The following is a 24152-nucleotide window of genomic DNA, read 5'->3' as shown; positions in this document are numbered from 1 at the left end:
AATGTAAATACTAGCGCAACGGTTTTGGGGATGGGGAGGGGGCTAACACTTCCTGTAATGACTCCAATTCCTCCAACACAATGCCTGTGCCTCGCACGACGGCGGTTAACGGATCATCGGCAACACGCGTTGGAATATGTGTTGTTGACGCGATTAATTTATCTAACCCTCTTAAAAGCGCGCCACCACCCGATAAGACAATTCCCCGCTCCATAATATCGGCTAATAATTCCGGCGGTGTTTCTTCTACTGTGGCCTTAACGCTGTTGACGATTGTCCGCACAGAACGACTTAACGCTTCACGAATTTGCGTATCGTTCACAATTACTTCCTTTGGAAGTCCGGTTACAAGATCGCGTCCTCGCATCGGCATTTCTAACGGTTCCGAAAGTTCCCAAGCCGACCCAATCCCGATTTTTATTCCTTCCGCTGTACGTTCACCCAAAAGCAAATTAAATTCATCACGCGCGTATTGAATGACGTTTTCGCTCAATTCGTCTCCGGCAATTCTTAATGAACGGCTCACTACGACACCTCCCAAAGAGATAACGGCCACTTCGGTTGTACCTCCACCAATATCAACGATTAAATTTCCCGCCGAATCTTGAACAGGAAGTCTCGAACCAATCGCCGCGGCCATTGGTTCCTCAATAAGAAAAGCTTTGCGTGCCCCGGCGCGCATGGCCGCGTCTTCCACGGCGCGTTTTTCCACCTCCGTAACACCGGACGGGACACCGATAATTACGCGTGGTCTTGGCACCAACGAAAACGAATCATGATGCACTTTGTCAATAAAATAACGCAACATGTGCTCGGTAATTTCGAAATCGGAAATAACACCATCACGGAGTGGGCGCGTGGCGACAATGTGGGCCGGTGTTTTACCAACCATTTTTCGCGCCTCGGTGCCAATCGCCAAAATCTGTTTGGTCTTGGTGTTCATTGCCACTACCGATGGTTCGTTTATTACAATTCCCTTTCCCTTGCTGTAGACAAGCGTGTTGGCGGTGCCCAAATCGATCCCTAAATCCTGGGAAAATTTTCCGAATAGTCGATCAAACATTTAGGGTTTTTATACGTAATTGAAAATAATTCTGCGAAATCACCGCGTCTCCTCCCTTTACCAAAGGGAGGATGGGAGGGATTAAGTAATTATTACGAATTCTTTTCAGAATCCACCCCCGCCCGGCACGGCACTGATGTGCCGGCGCTGGCACCCTCTCGAACATCCACCGGATGTTCTCGGGGCATCCGCCGCGCCATTTGATAAAGGAGGGAATGACTCCAACACCGATACTCACTTAACCGCCTCCAACATTTTATTAACCACTACCAATATTTGTTCGCTATCACGACTAATTTTTTGTGAATTTTTCAAATCTCGACGCTGTCTGATTTCGACGATATTTTCCTTCGCTCCGCGTTCACTAACGATCACCTGCACGGGAATACCGATTAGTTCGCTATCCGCGAATTTTTCACCAACCGACGCGCCATCCCGTTCGTCAAACAAAACTTCAAAACCTTCATTGCTTAGCGTTTCCGCCACTTTACCCGCGTACTCATTGTCCTTAAGCGAAACAACGTGAACATCAAATGGCGCTACCACGCTTGGCCACATCAATCCTTTTTCATCGTGATATTTTTCGGCGATGGTCGCCATTGTACGTCCGATCCCAAAACCATAACAACCCATATAAAACGGCTTTTCTTTTCCATCCGCGTCAATATAAACCGCGCCCTTCATTAATTTTGTGTAATGATACCCGAGCTGGAAAATGTTCCCCACCTCAATTCCCTTTTTCTCGATTAGTTTCTGCTTTCCATCTGGTGCCAAATATCCCGCTTTGGCCAAAGCAATATCATAATATTTTTCCGGTTCAGGCAAATCGCGTCCAAAATTAATGTTAATCGAATGAAAATTTGTCTTATTGGCACCGCACTCAAAATTCTTTCGACCCTGAAGTGATTCGTCCATCACAACTTTTACACCATTGGGTAAATTCAGAATACCTGCATATCCAACTGTTGCCCCGGTAACTTTTTCTACAACTTCCGGCGAAGCCAATTTTAATTGCGTACAATCAAGAACGTTTTTTAGTTTCGTTTCATTGATGTCATAAATACCGCTTACTGCTACCGCGACCACTTCACCCTTTTCATTTTCAAAAAGAATAGTCTTTGTTGTTTTTTCGGCCGGAATTTTTAAAAACTTAGCAAGCTCTTCCACACCAACAATACCGACCCCTTCCACATCCTCTCTTTCTTTCTCCGCCTCATCTGTGTTTTCTACATCCAATTTTCTAAATTTCGCCACATCTTCATGCGCCGAATAAGCACCATCATCGGTTGTAAAATATTTACTCTCGCCGATTTCTGATTCAACAATAAACTCGTGGCAATATTCGCCACCGATATAACCGTTATCCGACTCAACAATTGCCGTTTTGAGACCCAGACGGTCAAACATTTTCGTATAAGCAATTTTCATTTTTTCATAAGTCTCTTTGAAATCTTCCTCGTTGCGATGAAATGAATAACCATCTTTCATAATAAATTCACGCACGCGCAGTAAACCACCACGCGCCCTTAGTTCATCTCTAAACTTTGTTGAGAATTGATATAGCTGAAATGGCAAATCTTTGTAGCTCAATTTAAATTGTCTAACAAGATCAACAAACATTTCTTCTGCTGTACCGCCAAGCGCGAATTCTCCTCCCCGACGATCTTTGACTTTCATCAACTCAAAGCCGGTTGTGTTTGTGCGATTAGTTTCTTTCCAAAGTTCCAGAGGATGCAAAATTGGTGCTAACATTTCTTGCGCACCGACATTATTCATTTCTTCTCTCACTACATCCATTATTTTTTGTTGCACTTTATAACCCAACGGTAAGAAGTAATAACGCCCCGCGACGGATTCACGAATATACCCGCCCCTGATTAAAAATGCGTGCGAATTGGACTCAACATCCTTGGGTGTTTCCCTTGTGGTTTTACAAAAATACTTAGACTGTCTTTGGACTTTTTGAGATGGTTTTTTCATGGTTTTCATGGATGAATGATACGTCTAATATCATTAATTGTTATAAGCAAAACCAGTAAAATGAGCAAGACAAACCCAATCGAATGGGCCATTTGTTCAATTTTCCCTCTAAATGTGCGAATTCCCAACGCCTCGATTATCACAAACAACACCCGACCGCCGTCTAGGGCAGGAATTGGTAAGATATTTATCAACGCCAAATTTACGCTCAAGACCGCCATTAGTTCCATTAGTGGAAGTACCCCCTGACTGCCAACTTGTCCAACAATCTTTGCAATCCCAACCGGACCGGCAACATCAGATGGAACCTGTCTTTGCCAAATAAGATTGTAAAAAAGACCACCTATACCGGTTGCCGTCATTTTGACCACGCGCACGGTTGCCCTTACGCCCTCGATCGGCGCTTGATACCAAACCACGCGATAAGTACCAACATCCAGCAAAGAAAGACCGACCGGTTTTCCCGCCTCGTGTTGGCCGTTAAATTTTATATTAACAATTCTGGTCTCTTTTTCGTTTTTTAATGTCAAGAAAAGTTCGCTTCCCGTAAAACTTTTAATCGCCGTAGCGGCGGCTGCCGAATCTGCGACAATTTGATCCCCAACTTTACTAATTACATCTCCGGCCTTAATGTTTGTTTTTGCTAGAATATCATTTTTTTCTACGGCGACAATCTCAACTCGCTTATCCACAATCGGCAGGTTGGCGGGAATTCCTTCAATAGGAACACTGGAACCAACACCGGCAATAATCGTATAAATTACCACCGCCAACAAGATATTCATCGTCACCCCCGCGACCAAAATAATCAATTTTACGACAAAGTTTTTATTCGCAAACGACTTTTTATCAACTGTGGTTGTGCCGTCCACGCCGGTCACTCCGTCTTCACCGGTAATCCGCACAAACCCGCCCAATGGCACAGCATTGACGGTAAACAATGTATCACCAATTTTTTTTCCGAATAATTTTGGCGGGAATCCAACACCAAATTCCTCCACCCGACAACCCGTTAACCAAGCCGCCATAGCGTGTCCAAACTCGTGCGAAACAATCAGTACGAGGAGAACAAGAACGAAGATTATTATTGTTACCATTGTTAGACAGAAAGAAGTTCAGCTTCCTTTTCCTTACCTTCTTCGTCAATTACAAGCAACGCATCATTCACTTCTTTTTGAATCGTATCTTTTTCGCCACGATGTTCATCCTCTGAAAGGTCTTTGGCATCCAATTGGTTTTTAATTTCACGCAATAATTTTTCCCGCACATTCCTGACGGCGATTTTTGCTTCTTCAACATATTTGCCAACAACTTTTACCAACTCTTTTCTTCGATCTTCCGTAAGTTGCGGTAAATTTAAACGAATAATTGAACCGGCAACGGTTGGATTAAGGCCCAAGGAAGAAATTTCAATCGCTTTTACAACATTGCTAACCGCATTTTTGTCCCATGGTTCAATTTGAATAAGTTGCGCGCCGGGGGTGGTGATAGACGCCATATCTTTTAGACGCGTTTGTGTTCCATAATAATCGACAGTTACCCCCTCCACTAAGCCGGTTGACGCACGACCGGTACGAATACCACGCAACTGTTCTGTCAGATGACTGACAGCCGGCTCAAAATTTGGAGATAACTTTATGTTTTTCATAATTTGACACTATTATTTTTTATTGATTAAAGAAAACGTATTCCAGAACCAATCTTTGAGGAATATTGGCCTTAAACATTGCCGTGGCCTCGCGACTGCGCCTAATGGTTCCTAAAAAATTCTTAAAACTGCCGATGCGCACTTTTTTCACGATAGCATCTTCCGCTAAACGCTCTCTTAGCAAACTTTGTAATAAATTCATTACTTCCTTTCCCTCTCCGGCCTTATCGATCGTTTCCGCAAATTGCGACCTTTCACCAACGGTCAGATTTGGCATATTCAGCAAGTTAGCGCGCCAAGACCCATATTTCTCTCGTAGCACGCTATCTTCAAAAAGCCTTATCGCCAGACCCGGCCGACCGCCGGCCAGCGAAACTATCTGGTCTATTAAATCTACATCATTGACGGCAGTTTGAGAACTCGGCGGAACCTGTTTACCCCTTGCGACAAACTGTCGAGAAAGTTGCTCTTTTAAAGCAATAGCGCCAATCGGGCCAACATACCGCACCATCGAACGAGACCGAATTGTGGGAAGCACCGCTTCCAAATTTTCCGCGGTTAAGAAGAAGATTACAAAACTTGGCGCGTCTTCCAACGCTTTTAATAAAAGCGGTGATGACGCCCAATAAAATTCATCAATATTTTCCAGAAAAACAATCAGTTTTTTCCCAAGCACCGGTTTTTGGTGAATACGTTTCAAAAGATTGCTTATTCCCTTTCGCAACGATTCTTCTTCGGAAGCACCAAGACGCAAAACATCCGGATGGTTTATTGTTCCGATTGTACAACCGGAACAATGACCGCAAATTGTTCCATCAACACAAATAATCCGTTGAGCAACACTATCCAATATCGTCGACTTACCAACCATTGCCGGACCGGCCAAGAGGACGGAAGTGGGCATTTTGTCGGCATCGACAAGCTTATTTAGAAAATCGACGAGGGCGGAATTGCCGATAATCTTGTTTTGTATAATTGGCATAATGACACATTAACAGACTCATAACGAGAAACCAAGCAATATAAAAACCCAAATCCCAATGACCAAATCCCAACAAAAATCAAAAAAACCTAATGACTAAAACGTATTTTTTGTGATTTAAATAATTAGGATTTTGTTGGACATTGGTGTTTAGGATTTGGGGTTTAAAAGCTTTCTAGCCAAACACGCCCACCAATTACTAAACAGAATACCGAATAACCAATTATTTTTTCTTTTTGTTCCGTTCCTGCCACCAAACCAAAAGTGGTGCGGCTACGAAGACCGAGGAATAGGAACCCAAAATAATACCAAAACAGAGTGTCGCGACAAATGGTCGAATAGTGCTACCACCGAAGAACAACAAGGAAAGCAAAACCAATAACGTTGTTACCGATGTATTTACGGAACGCGTAAATGTTTCCAATACACTCAAATCAACTAATTCGCCAAACGGCAACCGCAATATCCTTAAATTGGATTTCACCCGATTATAAATAACAATGGTGTCGTGCACCGAAAAGCCGATCACCGTCAAAATAGCGGAAACAAACAATGAGTCCGCCGAGGCACTGAAATAGTGCGCATAAACCGCGAAGAAACCGGCAATAATCACTACATCATGAATAAGGGCAACTACAGCGAAAATACCAAATGCCCACGAAGAAACAATCGCGCTGGATTTATTAAATACGAACGCCAGATAAATAAGAATTCCAAACGAAGACAACACGATTGCCAAAATAGATTTGAAAACCAAGTCCTTGCTAAAGATTGGGCCAACACTGTCAAAACGCAGTTCTTCTAACCCGGGAAATTCCTTCAACAAATCCGCCAAAAGTTTCGTGTGCTGATCGTTATCCAATTGTTGCATCCTCACCTGAACGCTATTGTTGCCGGTGGACTGCACTTCAATGCTTTTTTGGTTATTTTTCTCAAGGGCCGTTCTAATAGAGACAACCGTCGCGTTTTGCCCACGCACTTCCATAATACTGCCACCGACAAAATCGATCCCGGGACGCAACCCCCAAACACCCATCGCAACAAAACTCAACACAATCAAAACACTGGAAAAACTAAACCAATAACGCGCTGTTTTTGAAATACTTAGAAACTTAAGCAGCATTACTTCTTAACCTCCGTGGTTAACCCGTCGGTATAAATTTTCTTATTGTGAAAAAGTTTCATGTTTGACGACGCCATCAGAAGTGTCCGAGTAACGGAAATTGCGGAAAACATACTGATAAGAATACCAATCGCCAGCGTTAACGCGAAACCTTTAACAATACTGGAGCCAAGCATATACAAAAGCGCGCAGGTAATTAGACTCGATACGTTCGAATCGCGGATCGAAGCCCAAGCCTCCGTAAACGCCCCGGTCACACCGGGAATAAGTTGCCGACCATTGCGCAGTTCTTCTTTGAGTCGTTCAAAAATCAAGACATTCGCGTCCACAGCCATCCCAATCGACAGAATAAAGCCTGCAATACCGGCCAAGGTCATGGTAACGCCCAAAATTTTGTAGACTGCAAGATTGAGTAATGCGTATAGCACCAATGCATAGGCGGCAAGAAGACCCGGGTAGCGATACAAAACAAGCATATAAATAATCATCGTCAAAAGTCCAATCACACCGGCCACCATACTGCGACCAAGTGAATCACGCCCCAACGTTGGACCAACGGAAGTGCGATTGATCAGCGTGATAGCGACAGGCAAAGCACCCGCGTTTAAACGAGTGGCCAGTTGTTTCGCTTCATCGACCTTGTAGGCGCCGGTGATAACGGCGCGACCATCGGAAATTTTTGTTTGAACCGTCGGCGCGGTTAACACCGAACCGTCCAGGAAAATTCCCACCCTCTTACCAACATTGCGTCCCGTAATATCTTCAAATAGTTTTGCACCTTGACTGTCGAATTGCAAAGAAATTTCCGGCGCGTTTGAATTTTGATTATATTCCACCGCCGCATTGGTTAAATTACGACCCGTTAATTCCGTCGGCTTCCAAACAATCGGCAACGCCCCATTTTCTGTTTTAATATTCTCGGCATTAATTTGTCCTTCTTCGCGAAAATCTAAAATTGGTGTTTCGCCGATAAGCTTTATCGCGTCATCCGGATTTTTAATACCCGCCAATTCCACCACAATGCGTGCTTCCGAAATACCACCGGTAATTTGCACGCGCGGTTCGGAAACACCAAAGGCATTTACCCTGCGTTCGATAACATCACGCACACCTTGCAATGATTCAGTTTTATTGTCGGATTTTATTGATGCCAAATCGGCATGATAAACAAGCTGGGTTCCACCCTGTAAATCTAAACCAAGCCGAAAACTCTTATTAAAAATCTTGTTAACAACCGGAATACGACCATTGGGAATAATGATCAAAACTGCCAAAACTGTCAGCAAAACAATCCCCAATACCCCGAGCAGTGATTTGTTCTTAGTCGTCACAAAAAAATTATATAGGATAATGTAAATTGTGCCTACCCCGTAAAATAATCATAAAAGCGGTTACACTAGGCAGGCTTGACAAATTCAACCAGCGGGTGTATAATACTATCTTGTTTTTTCACAATTTGCGTTGTTTCTGTTTCGTGTTTCTGTCCCAATGGAGGTGCTACATGCACTCGCAACGGTCGGTGAATTTGGTGGCCACGGTTTTGTTTCTCAACTTTCTCGTGGCTGTCGGCGCCCTGTCGGTCGCCGGGATCATGATGCTCAAATGGCAGATCGCCGAGATGGACAAAGTTGTCCCGCCGAAGAAAGTGGCGGAAGTCGCGGTCGCGCCGAACGCGCCCATGATCGATTACACGGCGCTCGCGGAGGCTGCGCGGAAATACGAGCAAGAGAACCCACCGGCCATCCAACTTGAGTTCGGGGCTAGCCAAGTGTCGCTCGCCGACTCTTGGCGAAAAATAAGTGATGCCGACGAGGCCAAAATGGAAATTGAAGACTTCTCCACTGAAGTCGGAATCGCCTACGAAGAGGCGAAGATGACAAATGAGGGGAAGGTGATCCAATATCATCCGTCACAAAATCGGCGTGAAGAGTACACGACATCCGCCGGCACATTCGCCGTTGTGTCATGCTACGGCCGTTTCAGCGCAAACGGCGAAGGACATAATCACGGCGGAATGCGCCATGATGTGTTCGTTGCGCCGTCCGGAGGAAAATATCGGATGTTTCCAGTCGGACCGAACATTTCCAACATCTTCGAAGTAGGAGGAAAAACCTTTATCGTGTCCTCCCACCAGATTTTGGAGTGGTCCCCCGACACCGAGCGTCCGTTTGGCGATCGCGTCGTTATACGCGTCGTTTCAGAGGGGCCTGCCTACATCTCCGGCGTAGAGGACCAATTCATTCGAGTGGCTCACTCCAGCGCATCAATCTTCGGCGGACTACTCGTCCCCGACGATGAAAACGCCTGGCGTTTCGTCGAGTGCCCGATCAAAGGCACGATGGTGCGGGGCGCCGAAAAACAGGCCGACGGCAAAATTCTCCTGACCGCGTGGGACGGAGATCCGCTGGTCTTCGACCCCGAGTCGGAGACGTTCGAGAAGTTCGCGGCTAAGTAGAGTCGCAAAAAACGTTCTTTCAGAAACCCCAACAACCGAGCAAGTAACCCTTGCTCGGTGTTTTTTTATGTTTAACTACTTCTATTCGTAAAAATTCTAGCGAAATTATTGCCCACTAAATCCATATACTATATACCAAATACTATATACAAATCAGCGACCCACAAAAACTTTTTATGGAAAACTAAACTAAATAATTCTCTGCTGATAAAATTACATTCGACAACAGCATCGTCACCGTCATCGGACCAACGCCACCCGGCACAGGTGTTACCGCGGAAACTAATCTGTCAACTTCCGAATGTTTTACATCACCGAACCAACTATCACCAACCTTGTGAATTCCAACATCAACCAACACACATCCTTTATTAATGTATTCCCTGCCGATAAATTCTTTTTGTCCGATCGCCACAACTAAAATATCGGCTTGTTTTGTGTGATGAGCTAAATCTTTTGTGTGACGATGACAAACGGTCACGGTCGCATTAGCGTCTTTTTTCTTTTGCAAAAGCAATAATGCCAACGGCTTCCCCACTAAATTTCCGCGACCGATTATTACAACGTGTTTACCGTCAAAATTTATTTTATTTTTGATTAACAACTGATGAATACCGGCCGGTGTTGGGGGTAAAAATCTTGGCTTACTAAAAGACAGCAAACCAATATTTTCCGGATGCAAACAATCCACGTCTTTTTTTGGATCCACCATCTTTGTCACTTCGCGCATTTCACTCGCATCACCCCGCGGGACCTGAATCACAATACCATGCAGTTTTGGATTTGCGTTCCATCTTGCAACAATCTTCGTGGCATTCTCCAAAAAACCTTCTTTGGGCAATGTTTCAATAACAACCTCAATACCCAGCAATTCACATTTCTTTTCCTTTTGACGAACAAAAATTGCGCTCTCTTTATCTCCTTCTTTTAGCAAAATCGCCAGCCCGGGAGTAGTTCCGGCCGTCTTAAGCACGGCAATACGACGCGCTAATTGCTCATCGATTTTTGAAGCTAATTTTCGACCGTCGAGAATTTGTGGATTCATAGTAAAATATTATAGCAGAATTATTACAATTAAACAACATATTTAACCGTAAGCAGGGTCGGACTCCTCGCGGGGTCCGACCCTCATTGGTCGCATCCTTCTTGCCGACCAATCAAGGTCGGACCTTTTCGCAAAGTCCGACCTTGCGTTACATCCCCGGCAACGGAAACGACAAACAAAACTCACGCACTTCATTTTTTAGTTGTGCCATTTTTGCCGTATCTTCATGTTCGCGAATCGCTTGTAGCATAAAATCGGTGAGTTTTTCAATTTCCGGCGCCTTCATACCACGCGTTGTTACGGCCGGCGTACCCAAACGCAACCCGCTCGGTGAATATGGCGGTAATGTATCGTCCGGCACCGTGCTTTTACTGGCACTGATCCCCACTTCATCCAAAATATGTTGGGCTTCTTTGCCATTCAAACCAAACGACTTTACACAATCCACTACCATCATGTGATTATCGGTACCATTGGTAACCAGTTTGCAACCATTAGCCATTAGCCTCGCCGCCATCGTTTTGGCATTAGCAATCACCTGCTTGGCATAAACTTTATATTCCGGTTGCATCGCTTCACCCAAAGCCACCGCAATCGCGGCGATATTATTCATGTGTGGACCACCCTGAAACCCCGGGAAAACACTGCGATCGATTAGTGTGGGCAAATTCTCCACTGTTTTTTCGACAGCTTTCAATGGGTTCGATACTTTTCCACGCGACATAATCATTCCCCCACGCGGACCACGCAAGGTTTTGTGGGTTGTTGTTGTAACAACATTAAAGCCAAAATCAAACGGATTCTTTAACTCACCGGCCGCAATCAAACCGGCCACATGCGCCACGTCCGCCATCGCAATTGCGCCCACTTCGTCCGCAATCGCACGAATTTTAGCGTAATCGAGTTCCCGCGGATAGGCTGAAAAGCCGGCGAGAATAATTTTCACTTTTTCCTGTTTCGCCACTTTTAACATATCGTCGTAATCAATCGCACCGGTTTCAGGATCACCCATCTTATAACGCACAAAGTTAAAAAGCTTCGACATGTATGTAACTGGGCTACCGTGCGTTAAATGACCACCATGCGAGAGATCCATTCCCATAATTGCATCACCCGGCTCTAACCAAGAAAAATAGACGGCAATATTTGCCGGCGCACCGGAAAGCGGTTGCACATTAGCGTGATCACAACGGAAGATTTTTTTCGCCCTTTCAATCGCCAGGGTCTCGACCGCATCCGTAAACTCCTGACCACCATAATAGCGTTTTCCAGGGAATCCTTCCGCATACTTATTTGTAAGATGACTACCAAGCGCCTCCAACACCGCCGGAGAAACATAATTTTCAGACGCAATTAATTCAACGCCTTCGCGCTGTCTTTGCATCTCTCCCTCTACTGCCGCGTAAACTTCGGGATCACTTTTTTGTAATGCGATTTTATTCATATCTGTTCTTCATTCATTAAAAATAATCATCACTTGTTTGGTTAGTGAAAATTATCTTTTACATCATACCTTTATTATTACACCCCCAAAACCTTTTTTACCAATTCGAGTTCATTTGCCAAAACCCCATGTAGGGGCGTCGGTAAATTATCAAGCGTAAACCAACCAAATTCATCAATCTTTTCGGGGTCACCATTAATCACTTTTTCAGGATCTACTAACACTGAATAACGCATTGCCACCCAATGCGTTTGATGGTCGCCATTTTGTCTAATGACATTCTTATGCTCGAGATATTTCAATTCAATCGGCTCAACTCCATATTCTTCCATTACCTCACGACGAACCGCCGTGTCCAGGTCTTCTCCAAATTCTACCGCCCCACCCCCGTTGTTCCAGCGTCCATGTTCATCACGACATTTATTACTGCGTTTGTGCAACAAAACCCGACCGTGCCCATCATGACAAATAAAAACCACGCCAACACCGATAAAATCAACCCCCCGTTTTAAATCATGAATGTGATTAGCTATTTCAACCATACAGCCATTATACACCAATTTTATTATCAATAACCAATACAAAAATCCCAAAACCTAATGACCCAGCCGTCGCTAAAGCTATGGCCGGCAGGCAATGTCCAACAAAACCCTAATTCCACAAATGACCAAACATGGGGTTTGAGATTTAAATAATTGGGATTTTGTTGGGATTTGGGGTTTGGATATTGGGATTTAATAATTTTGCATAGGCAAAATTATTTCCCGTGGCACTTCTTATATTTTTTGCCTGATCCGCAAAAACAGGGGTCGTTGCGACCGATTGTCGGTTTCTTTTTAGCTGGTAACTGCTCGGTAGCGTTATTTGTAGAAACTGAACCGGCAGGAACAAGCGCTTCGTTTGGTTTAACCGCGTCAGGATGTACCATTGTGATATTTTTCGGCTGCATTTCCTCTACACGCGGCGCCGCTTGCGGATGGATATCCAAATGGAAAATTGCCGCGGCCGCTTCCTGTCGAAATGTCGCCATGAGATTTTGGAATAACTGATGACCCTCGCGACGATATTCAACCAACGGGTCCCGCTGTCCATAACCACGCAAACCGATCCCCGTGCGCAAATATTCCATCGTATCCAAATGATCCGTCCAAAGAAAATCCAAAGCCCGCAAAACGATGCTGCGAATCACATCGTAGAACATTGGATCTTTATTCGTTCGCTCTTCCTGTGAATCATAGTGACGTTCTACAAAACCATGTAGTACTTCCTTTGTTTTATCGGAAATACCACTCGTGGCATCAACCGGAATTGTTTCTTTAATTGTCTGCCATTCGGTGTCCGTAAGATTAATCAATCTTTCAATCGCTTTTTTAACCTCTGCTTCAACATTGTGCTCTGTTTCACTTTCTACCGGCGCCGGCGCAATCAGCGCTGTGTTGGTTACTTCATCAAGCGTTTGTGACAGTAGATCGGTAACAATGCCACGCAATTTCGAATTATCGCCTTGTGTTTCCAAAACATTATTGCGCAGACGATAAAATGCTTCACGTTGTTTATTCATCACATCGTCGTAATCCAAAACATGTTTTCTGGAATCAAAGTAGAAACCTTCCACCCGTGCTTGCGCGCTCTCTACCGCTTTCGATACAAGGCGACTTTCAATCGGTTCGTCTTCCGGAATATTAAACCGCGTCAACAAATTCTTCATTCTGTCCGCGCCAAAAATACGCATCACATCATCTTCGGCCGAAATAAAGAACTGCGAACTACCGGGGTCACCCTGACGTCCGGCACGGCCACGCAACTGATTATCGATGCGACGGGCCTCATGTCGTTCGGTTCCGATAATGTGCAACCCACCAACTTCACGCACACCCTCGCCAAGTTTTATATCCGTTCCGCGACCGGCCATGTTCGTGGAAATCGTCACGGAATCTTTTTGTCCGGCATTCGCCACAATTTCCGCTTCACGCGCATGGTTTTTTGCATTCAGTACTTCATGCTTCACTCCTTCGCGAATAAGCATATTGCTCAATAACTCCGATTTTTCAATGGCAACCGTACCAACCAACACGGGCTGACCGGCCTTATTACGTTCCTTGATTTCTTTTACAACGTTCCTAAACTTTCCCAATTCTGTTCGATAAATCCTATCCGCCTGATCATTTCTAATTAAATTCTTATTGGTTGGCACAACCAAAACATCCAAGTTATAAACTTTTTGAAACTCTTCTTCGGAAGTTTTTGCCGTACCGGTCATACCAGCCAACTTTTTGTATAAACGAAAATAATTTTGAAACGTAATCGTCGCCATTGTGCGACTTTCTTGTTGCACCTTCACGCCTTCTTTTGCTTCAATGGCTTGATGAAGCCCTTCGGAATAACGACGTCCCGGCATTAATCGACCGGTAAAAGAATCCACAATCATCACTTCACCTTCTTTGACGACATAATCCACATCGCGCTTATATAACGCCATGGCCCGTAAGGCTTGCTCCAAGTGGTGCACAACTTTTACTTCACCGGAACCGTATATGTTTTCAACCCCTAATATTTTTTCCACACGGGAAATACCTTCATCAGTCAATGTAACCGCCCGCTCTTTCTCATCCACTTCGTAATGTTTTTCTTTTTCCAATTGCGGTGCGATACGCGCAAATTCTGCGTACTGTTTACTAGACTCTTCATCCGGCGCCGAAATAATTAATGGCGTACGTGCCTCATCAATCAAAATCGAGTCTACCTCATCAACGATCGCGTATTGTAACTCGCGTTGCACTTTTTCTTCGACGCGATAGGCCATATTATCTCGCAGATAATCAAAACCGAATTCGTTGTTTGTTCCATAAGTTATATCAGAAGCGTAAGCGGCGCGTTTTTCGGCAGACGTTTGACCATGCGCCGTTACGCCAACCGATAAACCCAATGCCTGATAAATTTTTCCCATCCAATCCGCGTCACGTTTTGCCAGATATTCATTGGCGGTTACCAAGTGCACGCCCTTGCCATACAAAGCATTCAAAACTATCGGCATTGTTGAAACCAGAGTTTTTCCCTCACCTGTTTTCATTTCCGAAATATTTCCTTGGTGCAAAATAATGCCACCCATTACTTGCACAGGAAATGGATGTTCGCCAAGCACACGTCGCGCCGTTTCGCGTACCAACGCGAAAGTTTCCGGCAATAACTCGTCTACCGTCTTTTCCTTTGCGGCAGACTTAAGTTCGTTCAATTTTTCCGGCAAACCGGTATCCGAAAGCTTCCTCATTTCTGGTTCTAAAACAAGAACCTGATCGGCAATTTTTTTGATTTTCTCAAGTTTTGCCGAATCACGGCCCATAAAACGGTCAAATAGTGCGGTCATATATTGATGCTTTATATTGCAATAAATATCAACATTTCACAAGGGGACCACTCTTGTCTGTGCCATAAAAACATTGTAACTAATTTTCAATTATCAATGACCAATTATCAATTAATGATCAATTCTTAAATTATCAATGGGGGCGTCGTTATTTGATAATTAAGCCATTTAATAATTGATTGAAAATTGGTCATTGATAATTGAAAATTCTTATCTATTTTGCCATTCGTTCCACTTTTCTTCCACATATTTTTGAAGCTTCTCTTTAAACTTTTCCTCCGAATATAGTTCCGCTCTTTCCCTGATTTTTAAATAATCATACGAGCTTTCTTTTTCCATAAAGCCACGTACTGCCTCCGCCAAGAGTGCTTCGTGTGGTTCGTCAAAAAATTCACCCGTTATACCCTCAACGATCGTTTCCATCGCCCCACCGCGTCGAAGCGCAATCACCGGTTTACCACTTGCCATTGCTTCCACCGGTACAATACCAAAATCATCTTCACCCGGGAAAATTATCGCCCTGGCACCGGCATAATAATCCGGCAATTTTTCGTCGCTCACAAACCCTTTGAATTTAATTGTCGCACCGGCAATACTCTGCAATCGTTCCCGATCGCGCCCCTCGCCAATAATAACAAGCGACAACTCTAATTTATTAAAAGCGTGAATTGCTACGTCTATCCTTTTGTAGGGAGACAACCGAGACACAATTAAAAAATACCCCTTGTTCTCTTTCGTTGGTTTAAATCTTTTTACGTTAACAGGTGGATAAATTACGTCCGAATCTCTTCCATAATATTTTTTAATCCGACCAGCCGTTGTTTTTGAATTGGCAATAAAAAAATCAACACGACGCGATGCCGCAGCATCCCACAAACGCAGATAATGCAATAAAATAGAGAGAATTCCGTATTTAATCGTTCCACCGCCAAACTCCTCAAGAACGTGTGGGTACCAATCCCACAAATAGCGCGTCGGCGAATGACAATAACAAATGTGCATTGTTCCCGGACGTGTTACAACACCCTTTGCGAACGCCGAAGCGCTACTAATCACCACATCATACCGACTCAAATCAAACGTCTCGGGAACAACCGGCAAAAGTGGTAAAAATAACCTTTCACGTTTTCTTAGAAATTCCGGAAATCGACGTAAAAAAGAAAAATGCAAATTGGCACCCGGAAATAAGGCCTTCGTAACCGCACTCTCATGCAGTAACGCGTAAATTGGCGCTTCAGGATAAAGACGATGCATTTCAGCCAATACCCGTTCTGCCCCGCCCAACCGTGTCAACGACTCATGTACCAGTGCGACATTCATAATATTTTTATGAGAGAGTTATTATGAAGTAATCACTTCCGCGATTTCACGCGCCACGTCTTCCCATGTCCGATAGGAAGCGGGCGCCGGTGTTACCGGTTTAAAAATCAAATTCTCAAGTGCCGTAATCCAATTCGCAGTTGTCGGTTTTTGGACATAAATCCCGGTATCACCACCCGCTTCAACACAAGGTACACACGCGGAAGAGGCAAAAGGCACTCGCGCCATCCGCGCTTCCAATAAGACCAAACTACTTCCTTCGCAAAGACTTGGCAAAACCAAACCGCTTGCTTCTCTCAACGCCTGATCTCGCAAACCATCTGATGCGTATCCATTAAAAATAATTCTATTCTTGTGACGCAGTTTTTCGGCAAAATCCTTGATTTCGGCGGATCCAAAACCATCCTTGCCCAACAAAACCAGATTATGTTTGATTTCCGGTTTTCTGGAAAGAAGATGATCAAATGCTTCCAACAATAGTTTGACATTCTTTTTTGTCTCAATGCGCCCCACAAATAGTAAGTACGGCTTAGGCCACGCAATTGATGTCTCCCGCTTCACCACCGATATAGCCGCAGGCTTAATAACAGTAACTTTTTTTGCGCCATAAAAGTTTGCAATTTTTTCTTTAGTGGACGTGGAGTGCGTAATGATATTTGCCGAGCGCACGGCATTCGCCGTGGTAAACCTCAAATAAATACGATCAAAAAATGAATATGCTTCGGGAAATTCTTCAAAGCAAACATCGTGTACAAACAGCACGTTTCGTTTTGGACGAATAATGGGCAAAACATGCGACGGAACAAACAAACAATCAACTTTATCGAATTGCGATTTTATACCCAAAAATAAATGTGTCCAAAAATAACGAAGCTGAAAAACTTTAACGTTTGCACCGTTAAATACATCAGAATTTTCACGCGCATAAATCGTAACTTGATGCCCTCGTTTTTTAAGTTCTTTTATTAAAGGCAACAATACCAGCAAACTATAGCGTTCAACGCCGGTAGATTTTTTCGAACTACAGCGTGACCCGTCAATTCCGATGTGCATGGCTTTAGCGTGCGGCCAGTAAGCTTTTTTTGTACACTTCCAAATTTTCCACCGCCACGCCAACACCCTTAATCACACACTGCAAAGGATTTTCAGCGATTGAACACGGCACACTTGTAACCTTGGCGACAAGCTTATCCATATTGCGCAATAACGAACCACCACCCGATAAAACAATCCCCTTATCGATAACATCCGCTGAAAGTTCCGGTGGCGTATCTTGCAAAACAAGTTTTATTGCTTGCGTAATATTCTCCAACTCATCCTGAATTGCTTCCGTTACTTCATATGAAGAAATAGATATCTCTTTTGGCAACCCACTACTAACATCACGACCACGTATGACATATTCTTTTTGCTCTTCTACCGGGAGCGCGCTACCAATGGCAATTTTCACGTCTTCCGCCGTTCTTTCGCCAATAGACAATCCGTGACGTTTACGAATGTATTCGGCAATGGCCGCATCAATTTTATTACCGCCAACCCGCGCGGAATGCGATGCCACGATTCCACCAAGCGAAATCACCGCCACTTCCGACGTACCACCACCGATATCGATCACCATATTCCCTGAAGACTCACCAATCGGAATACCCGCGCCGATTGCCGCCGCCAACGGTTCTTTAACCAAATAAGCGTTTTTCGCGCCCGCCGACAAGGCCGCCTCTGTCACAGCACGTCTTTCCGTGCTGGTAATACCGGCAGGCACGGCAATCATCACATCCGGTCGAAAAAAACTAATTCCACGCCCCAGCGCGCGCTCGATAAAATAGCGTAACATGGCTTCTGTAACACGAAAATCAGCAATTACTCCGTCACGCAAAGGACGCGACGTTATGACGCTTTCCGGAGTTCTTCCCAACATTTCCTTTGCTTCATTTCCAACAGCTAAAATTCTGTTATCTTCAACTGAAACAGCCACCACTGTAGGTTCAGAGAGAACCACGCCCCGCTTTGGCAAATAGACCAGCGTATTTGCGGTTCCCAGATCGATGCCGATGCGATGGTTAAACATTTATAGAGTAGTTGTTAGTTGGCTCAATGTAGCACTGAAGCACTATAATTTCAATCAAAATTTACAATATTTTTAAATCCCAATGACCAAACCCCAATGTCCAACAAAATCATAATTACCTAAATCCCAAAAACTAAAGTTTTGGTCATTTAAGGTTTTAGAGTTTTGTTGGGATTTGAGATTTGGTCATTGGGATTTTATGAATAATTTTTACCCAAAAAAGCCCTGGTAATAAAGAACAATTTCAACTATCATTTCACTAATTATCCTATGACGCCTCGCATTCGCCTCATTGTCAACATCCTTGCTTGGCTGGTTTTTCTTTTGGTTGCGCCCTTTCTAATCAGCTATTCTATGGGTCACCGATTCACGCCCATCTCTCCCAACTCGGTTTCGGTTGGTACATTTTTAATTCGCACAATTCCCAATAGCGCGACAATAACAATCAATGACAAAAAACTTTCCAATAAAACACCAACCTCGATTCAAAATCTACTGCCGGGAAACTACAACATTAAATTGGAAAAAGATGGTTATCGATCTTGGGTGAAAAACCTGCCCATCATTGGCACAATGATTACCGACGCGCGCGATGTACGACTTGTTCCATTCAACATTGAAGAAGATGTAATGCGCTCAAACGTAGTTAATTTTAATATTTCCCCCAAAAGGCAACTGCTGGGTATCTTTGAACAAATTAAGAACGGGTATCAATTAAGGATTGTTCCGATTAATAAATACTCTGATACGGGAACAATTGTTAAACTTTCTATCAATAAAAAAGAATCGGCCAACATTTTATGGTCACCGAACGAGGATTTTATTGCTCTCACGCTAACCACCGGAAAATCCAGCCGTCATTATCTTATTGAAATCAGTACCGGCACCGCAACCCCGCTAACGGATGATGAATCAAAATTGGTCGGCTGGATCGCGACACTCACCGAAGAAAAATTAATTATTTTAAAAAACAAGAAAGCAATCATTACTTCCCTTAAAAGTTCGGGCACCGAAACAATTTCACAAGACGCGGAAGCAATTAGTTTTACGGCCAACGGGTTTGCGATCCTGGAAAATAACGCCGAAAAATACACGATCCGCACCTACTCTTCCAGTGGCAACGAGCAAGACCAAATTGAAACTCCCACACTCAGCAAAAACTCAATCAGCAATCTTATCTACTCGCCAACGGGAGATATTGCCATTCTTGTTCAACCAACACAAAGTTTAATTGTTTGGGATAACAGCGAGCGAGTGTGGCACAACGTTACCACGCACGCAGAATCGGTCAGCTGGTCACCAGAGGGAGACAAAATCGCCTGGCAAGAATCGGAATTCGACCTTTGGGTAATGAACCTACACGAAAAACGCTCTCCACTCAACCATTTTTCTCCAGAACTCATTGCCCGCCTTTCCTCCGCGATTCGCAAACCAACGTGGTACGCCGGTTCACACCAAATCCTCTTCTTTGAAAAAGATATTTTGAAAATGGCCGATATAGATCAAAGAAATGGCCACATAATATATAATCTAATCAGCACCAATCGTGGCGATGGCACAGCCGAAGTAATTCAAAACGGCGATGAAATAATCGCCACCGTGGCCCGCGAAAACAAATTAGTCCTCTCTAGATTCTTTATGCTCGAAAAAGCGGATCGATAACCGTAAAGATGGTTTTAAGCGTCCCAGAAATTACGGCCAGTCCTGTATGCTTCTAAGAAACTTGGGATAGTATCAAAGACCGGTTGCGGTAAATTATCAATCTCATACCAACCCCAACCCTCACAGCGGTCAGGTTCCATTACTTTCGGTTCACCACTTTTCCAGTCTGCAATAAACCCAAGATCAACATAATGTTTTGGGGCGTAGGTTTTAAGATTTAACAAACGCAGGAATCTAATATTATCAATTTCCATACCTGTTTCTTCCTTAACTTCCCGTTTAGCGGTTTCCACAAAAGACTCCATGTATTCCATGTGGCCTCCGGACCAGGCATATTGTTTATTACCATGTGAACCCTTTCGGATATTTTGACGCAAAATCCTCAGTCATAAATTTGTTTTAAGAATAAATATCTTTCTCTATAATTAACTATTTGGTCGCATGATTATAATAATCCAAATATTTCTGCGCAACAATTTGCGCGGTAAAATTTTGTTCTACATATGCTCTGCCGATTTCGCCCATTTTTTGGGTTTCTTCTTTGTTTTCCACAATCTTTTTAAGAGCTAAATGCAATTCATCAACACTCCCGGGTTTTACCAAATAACCGGTGCCTTCTTTGAACGTTTCTTTAATTCCGCCAACATTAGACGCCACAACGGCGCGACCGCGCGCGTAGGCTTCGATAATCGTTCTGCCAAACGGCTCTTCCCAAATACTCGGCTGTACAATTACCAACGCCTCGTCAAAATATTCTCTCACTTCTTCTTGTGTTTTTTTACCGACAAATTGTATCGATATATCGATACAATTTTGCGCGATGTATTTTTGATATTCTGCGATTTTGCCCTTACCAATAATTATCAACTCAACATCTTTTTCTATTTTCTGAAACTTTGCGAACGCATCGATTAAAATTTTTACTCCCTTGTAGTCATCAACCGTGCCAGCGTAAACAATTTTATTTCGGAATCCACCCCCGCCCAGCACGGCACTGATGTGCCGGCGCTGGCACCCTCTCAAACATTCACTGGATGTTTTCGGGGAACCCGCCGCGCCATTTAACAAAGGAGGGAATTGCGACATGATCGGTTGCAACCAATCCGGACTAACTGGATTCGAAATGACCGCCGTATTTTTTGGCAATTCCAGTCGTGATACGACGCGCGAACGCAATGCCTCACTGATATAAATTTGATTCTTAATATTTTGATATGTTTCATTGCGAAAAGCCAAATTGAATTTGTATTGCCAAATTCTAAACGGCTTCCGCGCAAACGACGCTTCGCGCACACGATGACACTTAAAACAAACACTTGCCAACGTACAACCATTACAAGATTGACCGTCAAACAACATATTATTAGTTGTCCCACAGATTGGCGCGAAATCACGAATTGTTACAACCGCGTTTGGCAAATTCAATAATGCTAAAGCTTGCGCGGTGCGAAAATCATGCGCGTGAACTATGTCGAATTTTTCATCAAGCTCTTTCTTTAGAACCAACGCCAGTTTTTTACTTTTTCGTTTTTCCAAAAGCGGTTTGTCCCAAAGACCAAACAACGCTTTGACGCGTTTAACTTTTAAGCCATTAATTATTTCCTCTTTATTTTCTTCCGCACCACAAATAACAGTCACGTCGTGACCAAGTGCGACCAGGCCTTCTGCAATATATTTTGTCGACCATTCCCCACCACCAATAAAATCAGGCGGAAAACGCGAGGAAAGGAAAGCGATTTTCATAATTGAAATACTTTCTTGTATACACCCAACGTCATTTCTGCTGTCTTGTCCCAATTAAATTGTTTTGCTCTTGCTAATCCTTTTTCACTTAATTCGTTTTGTAACGCAGTATCCAAAGCCAATCGTTCAATTGCTTTACTTAAAGCATCTTCGTCCAAAGGATCAACAGTCAACGCGGCGTCACCTACCACTTCCGGTAAACTGGAAACATTTGATGTAATTACCGGCGTTCCGCATGCCATTGCCTCCAGTGGCGGCAAGCCATAACCTTCATATAAGCTTGGAAAAACAAATATACTGGCGGCGCTACAAAGTGACGGCAAATACTCCGACTCGACATATGACAAACTAATGATTCTGTCTTTAAATGGCGATTTGGCAATTTCCTCTTTTACATCCTCATAACTCCAGCCCCATTTTCCAGCCAACACTAAACTGTGTGGAATATTACCGGCCACTTTATTAAACGCTCGAATTAATCGCGCGACATTTTTTCGCGGTTCTATTGTACCAAGATACAATATATATTTTTCAGGCAAGCGATATTTTTCGCGCATCGCTATTTTTTCGATCTCCGACACCGGTTTAAACTTGGAATCAACCCCGAGTGGCGTCACTGTTATCTTGGCCGGATCAACCTGCAACAGTCTCACAATGTCGCGTTTTGAACATTCCGATATCGTTATCAAATGCGCGCAGGTTTTCGCCGTAAGCGGTAACTGTTTGCGCCAATAAGCCAACTGAATTGCCGTTTGCGTTTCCGGATAAAGCAAAGGAATAACATCGTACATTGTCGCAATCGCGACGGGTTTTTTAAATGGCGTAGTCGCCGGTTTAAAATAATGAATGAAATCAATCTTGTCCCGTTTCAACGCCTGTGGCAGTAAAAAATAGTCCCAACCGATGCGAAACAATGGGTGCCCTACCGAAACAACTTTTTCTTCCGCACCGGGAAAACTGCTGAGATTCTTTTTGCTATCGTGATAAATAATATATTCATCACTTGATTCAGCCTTCAAAATCCTACTAATTACTTCTTTTGTGTAAGTACGCACGCCACCACCGAGTGTCGACAATGAACGCGCCTCAAGGGCAATCCGAGCCATTTTAGTGAGCGTTTAATTCTTGAAAAATAATTTCATAACGTTTCGTTGTGTTTTCTATCAAAAAATTTTCAACATCCTTTTTGTTCACCTCACCGATATTTTTTCTCATCTCCGCATCCATTACCAACTGGTCCATCGCCTTAGTGAGCTTATTGATATCACCGACATTAACAAGAATAGCGTTTCGTCCCGGAACGAGAAAATCAGTTTGTCCTCCGATGTTGGTTGTAATAATCGGTAACCCGGTATACATCGCCTCAAGAAAACAAATCCCAAAACCTTCGTGGTGCGATGCCGATACATATATATCCGACATTTTTAATATATTATATTTTCCTTCCTCGGTCGCGCGACCATGCATCACGATTCTTTCTTCGACACCGAGGTTTTTAATCTCCGTTCGTAGTTCCGGCAACAATGGTCCATCGCCGATAATATGCAAAACTGCGTTCTTTTTCTCCATTTCAGCAAAAGCTCGAAACAAGTCAAAGTAGCCCTTTCTTGCCACCAACCGACCAATCGAAACAAAGTTTATTTTATCACTCACTTCCTTCACACTAGCTTCGGCAACTAGATCCTTTGGTGGAACTAGCCCCAATGGAATCACCTCAATGCCTTCCGGCGCCTGATAATAACGAATCGCCCGTTCTTTCGTATCATGAGAAATGGCCGTAATTTTATCCGCGCAACGCATAATGCGTCTAATCGTCCAACGCAAAATTGCATGACGATGCGGTGAAATGCCCTTGCTGGGATCATAGATGTCTCCACCAATTAGTGTTAACACAAAAGGAATCCGATATATTTTTGCCAAAAATGCGGCTGGTAATCCAGATGGAATCGCAAAATGGGCGTTAATGACATTTGGTTTAATTCGTGGTACTAAAAACAAACCATACACAAGCGCGAACGGGAAAAAAGAAACAAGCGAAACCGTAGAAGCGGTCGGCAAATCAGTGCGTCCAAAAACCGGCACGCGATAAATTTTTACTCCATTTCGTGTCTCTTTGTGTGGCAGATTATGAAAACCGGTAGTTAACACTGTCACCTCATGCGTTTTGGCCAGTTGCTCCGCCAAATCTTGCGCCTCAATGCCCCCACCGCCACCCAGCGGAGGATACTCATAGTTAATCAGGAGAATCTTCATAA

At 43.8% G+C, this 24152-nt stretch carries 20 protein-coding genes; 2 read left to right on the top strand and 18 right to left on the bottom strand.

Annotated elements, in window-relative coordinates; genetic code table 11:
• Positions 1-10: 10 nt before the first annotated feature.
• The 7 genes from Q7S57_03065 to secD all read right to left on the bottom strand — a co-directional run bounded on the left by Q7S57_03065 (position 11) and on the right by secD (position 8127).
• Positions 11-1063: a rod shape-determining protein gene (locus tag Q7S57_03065; GenBank protein ID MDO8512230.1), complete on the bottom strand. Its 1053-nt coding sequence runs from the start codon at positions 1061-1063 to the stop codon at positions 11-13.
• Positions 1064-1297: 234 nt separating this feature from the next.
• Positions 1298-3052 carry a proline--tRNA ligase gene (locus Q7S57_03060; GenBank protein ID MDO8512229.1) on the bottom strand — a complete coding sequence of 585 codons (1755 nt, stop codon included), beginning with the start codon at positions 3050-3052 and terminating at the stop codon, positions 1298-1300.
• Complete coding sequence (locus tag Q7S57_03055) at positions 3049-4140, bottom strand: site-2 protease family protein (GenBank protein MDO8512228.1); 1092 nt, start codon at positions 4138-4140, stop codon at positions 3049-3051. The genes Q7S57_03060 and Q7S57_03055 overlap by 4 nt, the downstream gene beginning before the upstream one ends.
• Before the next feature lie 2 nt (positions 4141-4142).
• Positions 4143-4691, bottom strand: coding sequence for a ribosome recycling factor (gene frr / locus Q7S57_03050; GenBank protein MDO8512227.1), 549 nt, complete (start codon positions 4689-4691; stop codon positions 4143-4145).
• 19 nt (positions 4692-4710) lie between these two features.
• A complete protein-coding gene (locus tag Q7S57_03045) occupies positions 4711-5673 on the bottom strand; it encodes an AAA family ATPase (GenBank protein ID MDO8512226.1) in 963 nt (320 codons plus the stop codon).
• Between the two features lie 223 nt (positions 5674-5896).
• Positions 5897-6796, bottom strand: a complete 900-nt coding sequence (gene secF / locus Q7S57_03040) for a protein translocase subunit SecF (protein ID MDO8512225.1) — start codon at positions 6794-6796, stop codon at positions 5897-5899.
• Positions 6796-8127 carry a protein translocase subunit SecD gene (gene secD, locus Q7S57_03035; GenBank protein ID MDO8512224.1) on the bottom strand — a complete coding sequence of 444 codons (1332 nt, stop codon included), beginning with the start codon at positions 8125-8127 and terminating at the stop codon, positions 6796-6798. The genes secF and secD overlap by 1 nt, the downstream gene beginning before the upstream one ends.
• Positions 8128-8297: 170 nt before the next feature.
• Between secD and Q7S57_03030 the strand changes: the two genes are divergently transcribed.
• Positions 8298-9251, top strand: coding sequence for a hypothetical protein (locus tag Q7S57_03030; protein ID MDO8512223.1), 954 nt, complete (start codon positions 8298-8300; stop codon positions 9249-9251).
• A gap of 184 nt (positions 9252-9435) precedes the next feature.
• Here the strand turns inward: Q7S57_03030 and Q7S57_03025 are convergent, their stop codons facing one another.
• The 7 genes from Q7S57_03025 to Q7S57_02995 form a co-directional block, all read right to left on the bottom strand.
• Complete coding sequence (locus Q7S57_03025) at positions 9436-10296, bottom strand: tetrahydrofolate dehydrogenase/cyclohydrolase catalytic domain-containing protein (GenBank protein MDO8512222.1); 861 nt, start codon at positions 10294-10296, stop codon at positions 9436-9438.
• A 148-nt stretch (positions 10297-10444) separates the two neighbouring features.
• The gene (gene glyA, locus Q7S57_03020) at positions 10445-11740 is read right to left on the bottom strand and encodes a serine hydroxymethyltransferase (protein MDO8512221.1); all 1296 of its coding nucleotides are present in this window, start codon (positions 11738-11740) and stop codon (positions 10445-10447) included.
• A 77-nt stretch (positions 11741-11817) separates the two neighbouring features.
• A complete protein-coding gene (locus Q7S57_03015) occupies positions 11818-12282 on the bottom strand; it encodes an NUDIX hydrolase (protein MDO8512220.1) in 465 nt (154 codons plus the stop codon).
• Positions 12283-12497: 215 nt separating this feature from the next.
• A complete protein-coding gene (gene secA / locus Q7S57_03010; GenBank protein MDO8512219.1) occupies positions 12498-15104 on the bottom strand; it encodes a preprotein translocase subunit SecA in 2607 nt (868 codons plus the stop codon).
• A gap of 210 nt (positions 15105-15314) precedes the next feature.
• The gene (locus tag Q7S57_03005) at positions 15315-16424 is read right to left on the bottom strand and encodes a glycosyltransferase (protein MDO8512218.1); all 1110 of its coding nucleotides are present in this window, start codon (positions 16422-16424) and stop codon (positions 15315-15317) included.
• A 21-nt stretch (positions 16425-16445) separates the two neighbouring features.
• A complete protein-coding gene (locus Q7S57_03000) occupies positions 16446-17477 on the bottom strand; it encodes a glycosyltransferase family 1 protein (GenBank protein ID MDO8512217.1) in 1032 nt (343 codons plus the stop codon).
• Positions 17478-17481: 4 nt separating this feature from the next.
• Positions 17482-18492, bottom strand: a complete 1011-nt coding sequence (locus tag Q7S57_02995; GenBank protein ID MDO8512216.1) for a rod shape-determining protein — start codon at positions 18490-18492, stop codon at positions 17482-17484.
• Between the two features lie 270 nt (positions 18493-18762).
• On the opposite strand from Q7S57_02995, the gene Q7S57_02990 reads away from it, so the two are divergent.
• Positions 18763-20154 carry a PEGA domain-containing protein gene (locus Q7S57_02990; GenBank protein MDO8512215.1) on the top strand — a complete coding sequence of 464 codons (1392 nt, stop codon included), beginning with the start codon at positions 18763-18765 and terminating at the stop codon, positions 20152-20154.
• Positions 20155-20168: 14 nt separating this feature from the next.
• Here the strand turns inward: Q7S57_02990 and Q7S57_02985 are convergent, their stop codons facing one another.
• Genes Q7S57_02985 through Q7S57_02970 form a run of 4 tightly spaced genes read right to left on the bottom strand, consistent with a single transcriptional unit; the run spans position 20169 to position 24150 of the window.
• Entirely contained in the window at positions 20169-20531 is a 363-nt protein-coding gene (locus tag Q7S57_02985; protein ID MDO8512214.1) for an NUDIX domain-containing protein, read from the bottom strand.
• Positions 20532-20583: 52 nt separating this feature from the next.
• Positions 20584-21897: a glycosyltransferase family 4 protein gene (locus Q7S57_02980; GenBank protein ID MDO8512213.1), complete on the bottom strand. Its 1314-nt coding sequence runs from the start codon at positions 21895-21897 to the stop codon at positions 20584-20586.
• Complete coding sequence (locus Q7S57_02975; GenBank protein MDO8512212.1) at positions 21894-23003, bottom strand: glycosyltransferase family 1 protein; 1110 nt, start codon at positions 23001-23003, stop codon at positions 21894-21896. The genes Q7S57_02980 and Q7S57_02975 overlap by 4 nt, the downstream gene beginning before the upstream one ends.
• 1 nt (position 23004) lies before the next feature.
• The gene (locus Q7S57_02970) at positions 23005-24150 is read right to left on the bottom strand and encodes a glycosyltransferase (GenBank protein ID MDO8512211.1); all 1146 of its coding nucleotides are present in this window, start codon (positions 24148-24150) and stop codon (positions 23005-23007) included.
• Positions 24151-24152: the final 2 nt, after the last annotated feature.

This window comes from bacterium (genome assembly GCA_030647555.1).
Classification (GTDB): domain Bacteria; phylum Patescibacteriota; class Andersenbacteria; order UBA10190; family CAIZMI01; genus CAIZMI01.
Note: the sequence above shows the minus strand (reverse complement) of the source record. Positions and strands in the feature narration are given on the sequence as shown.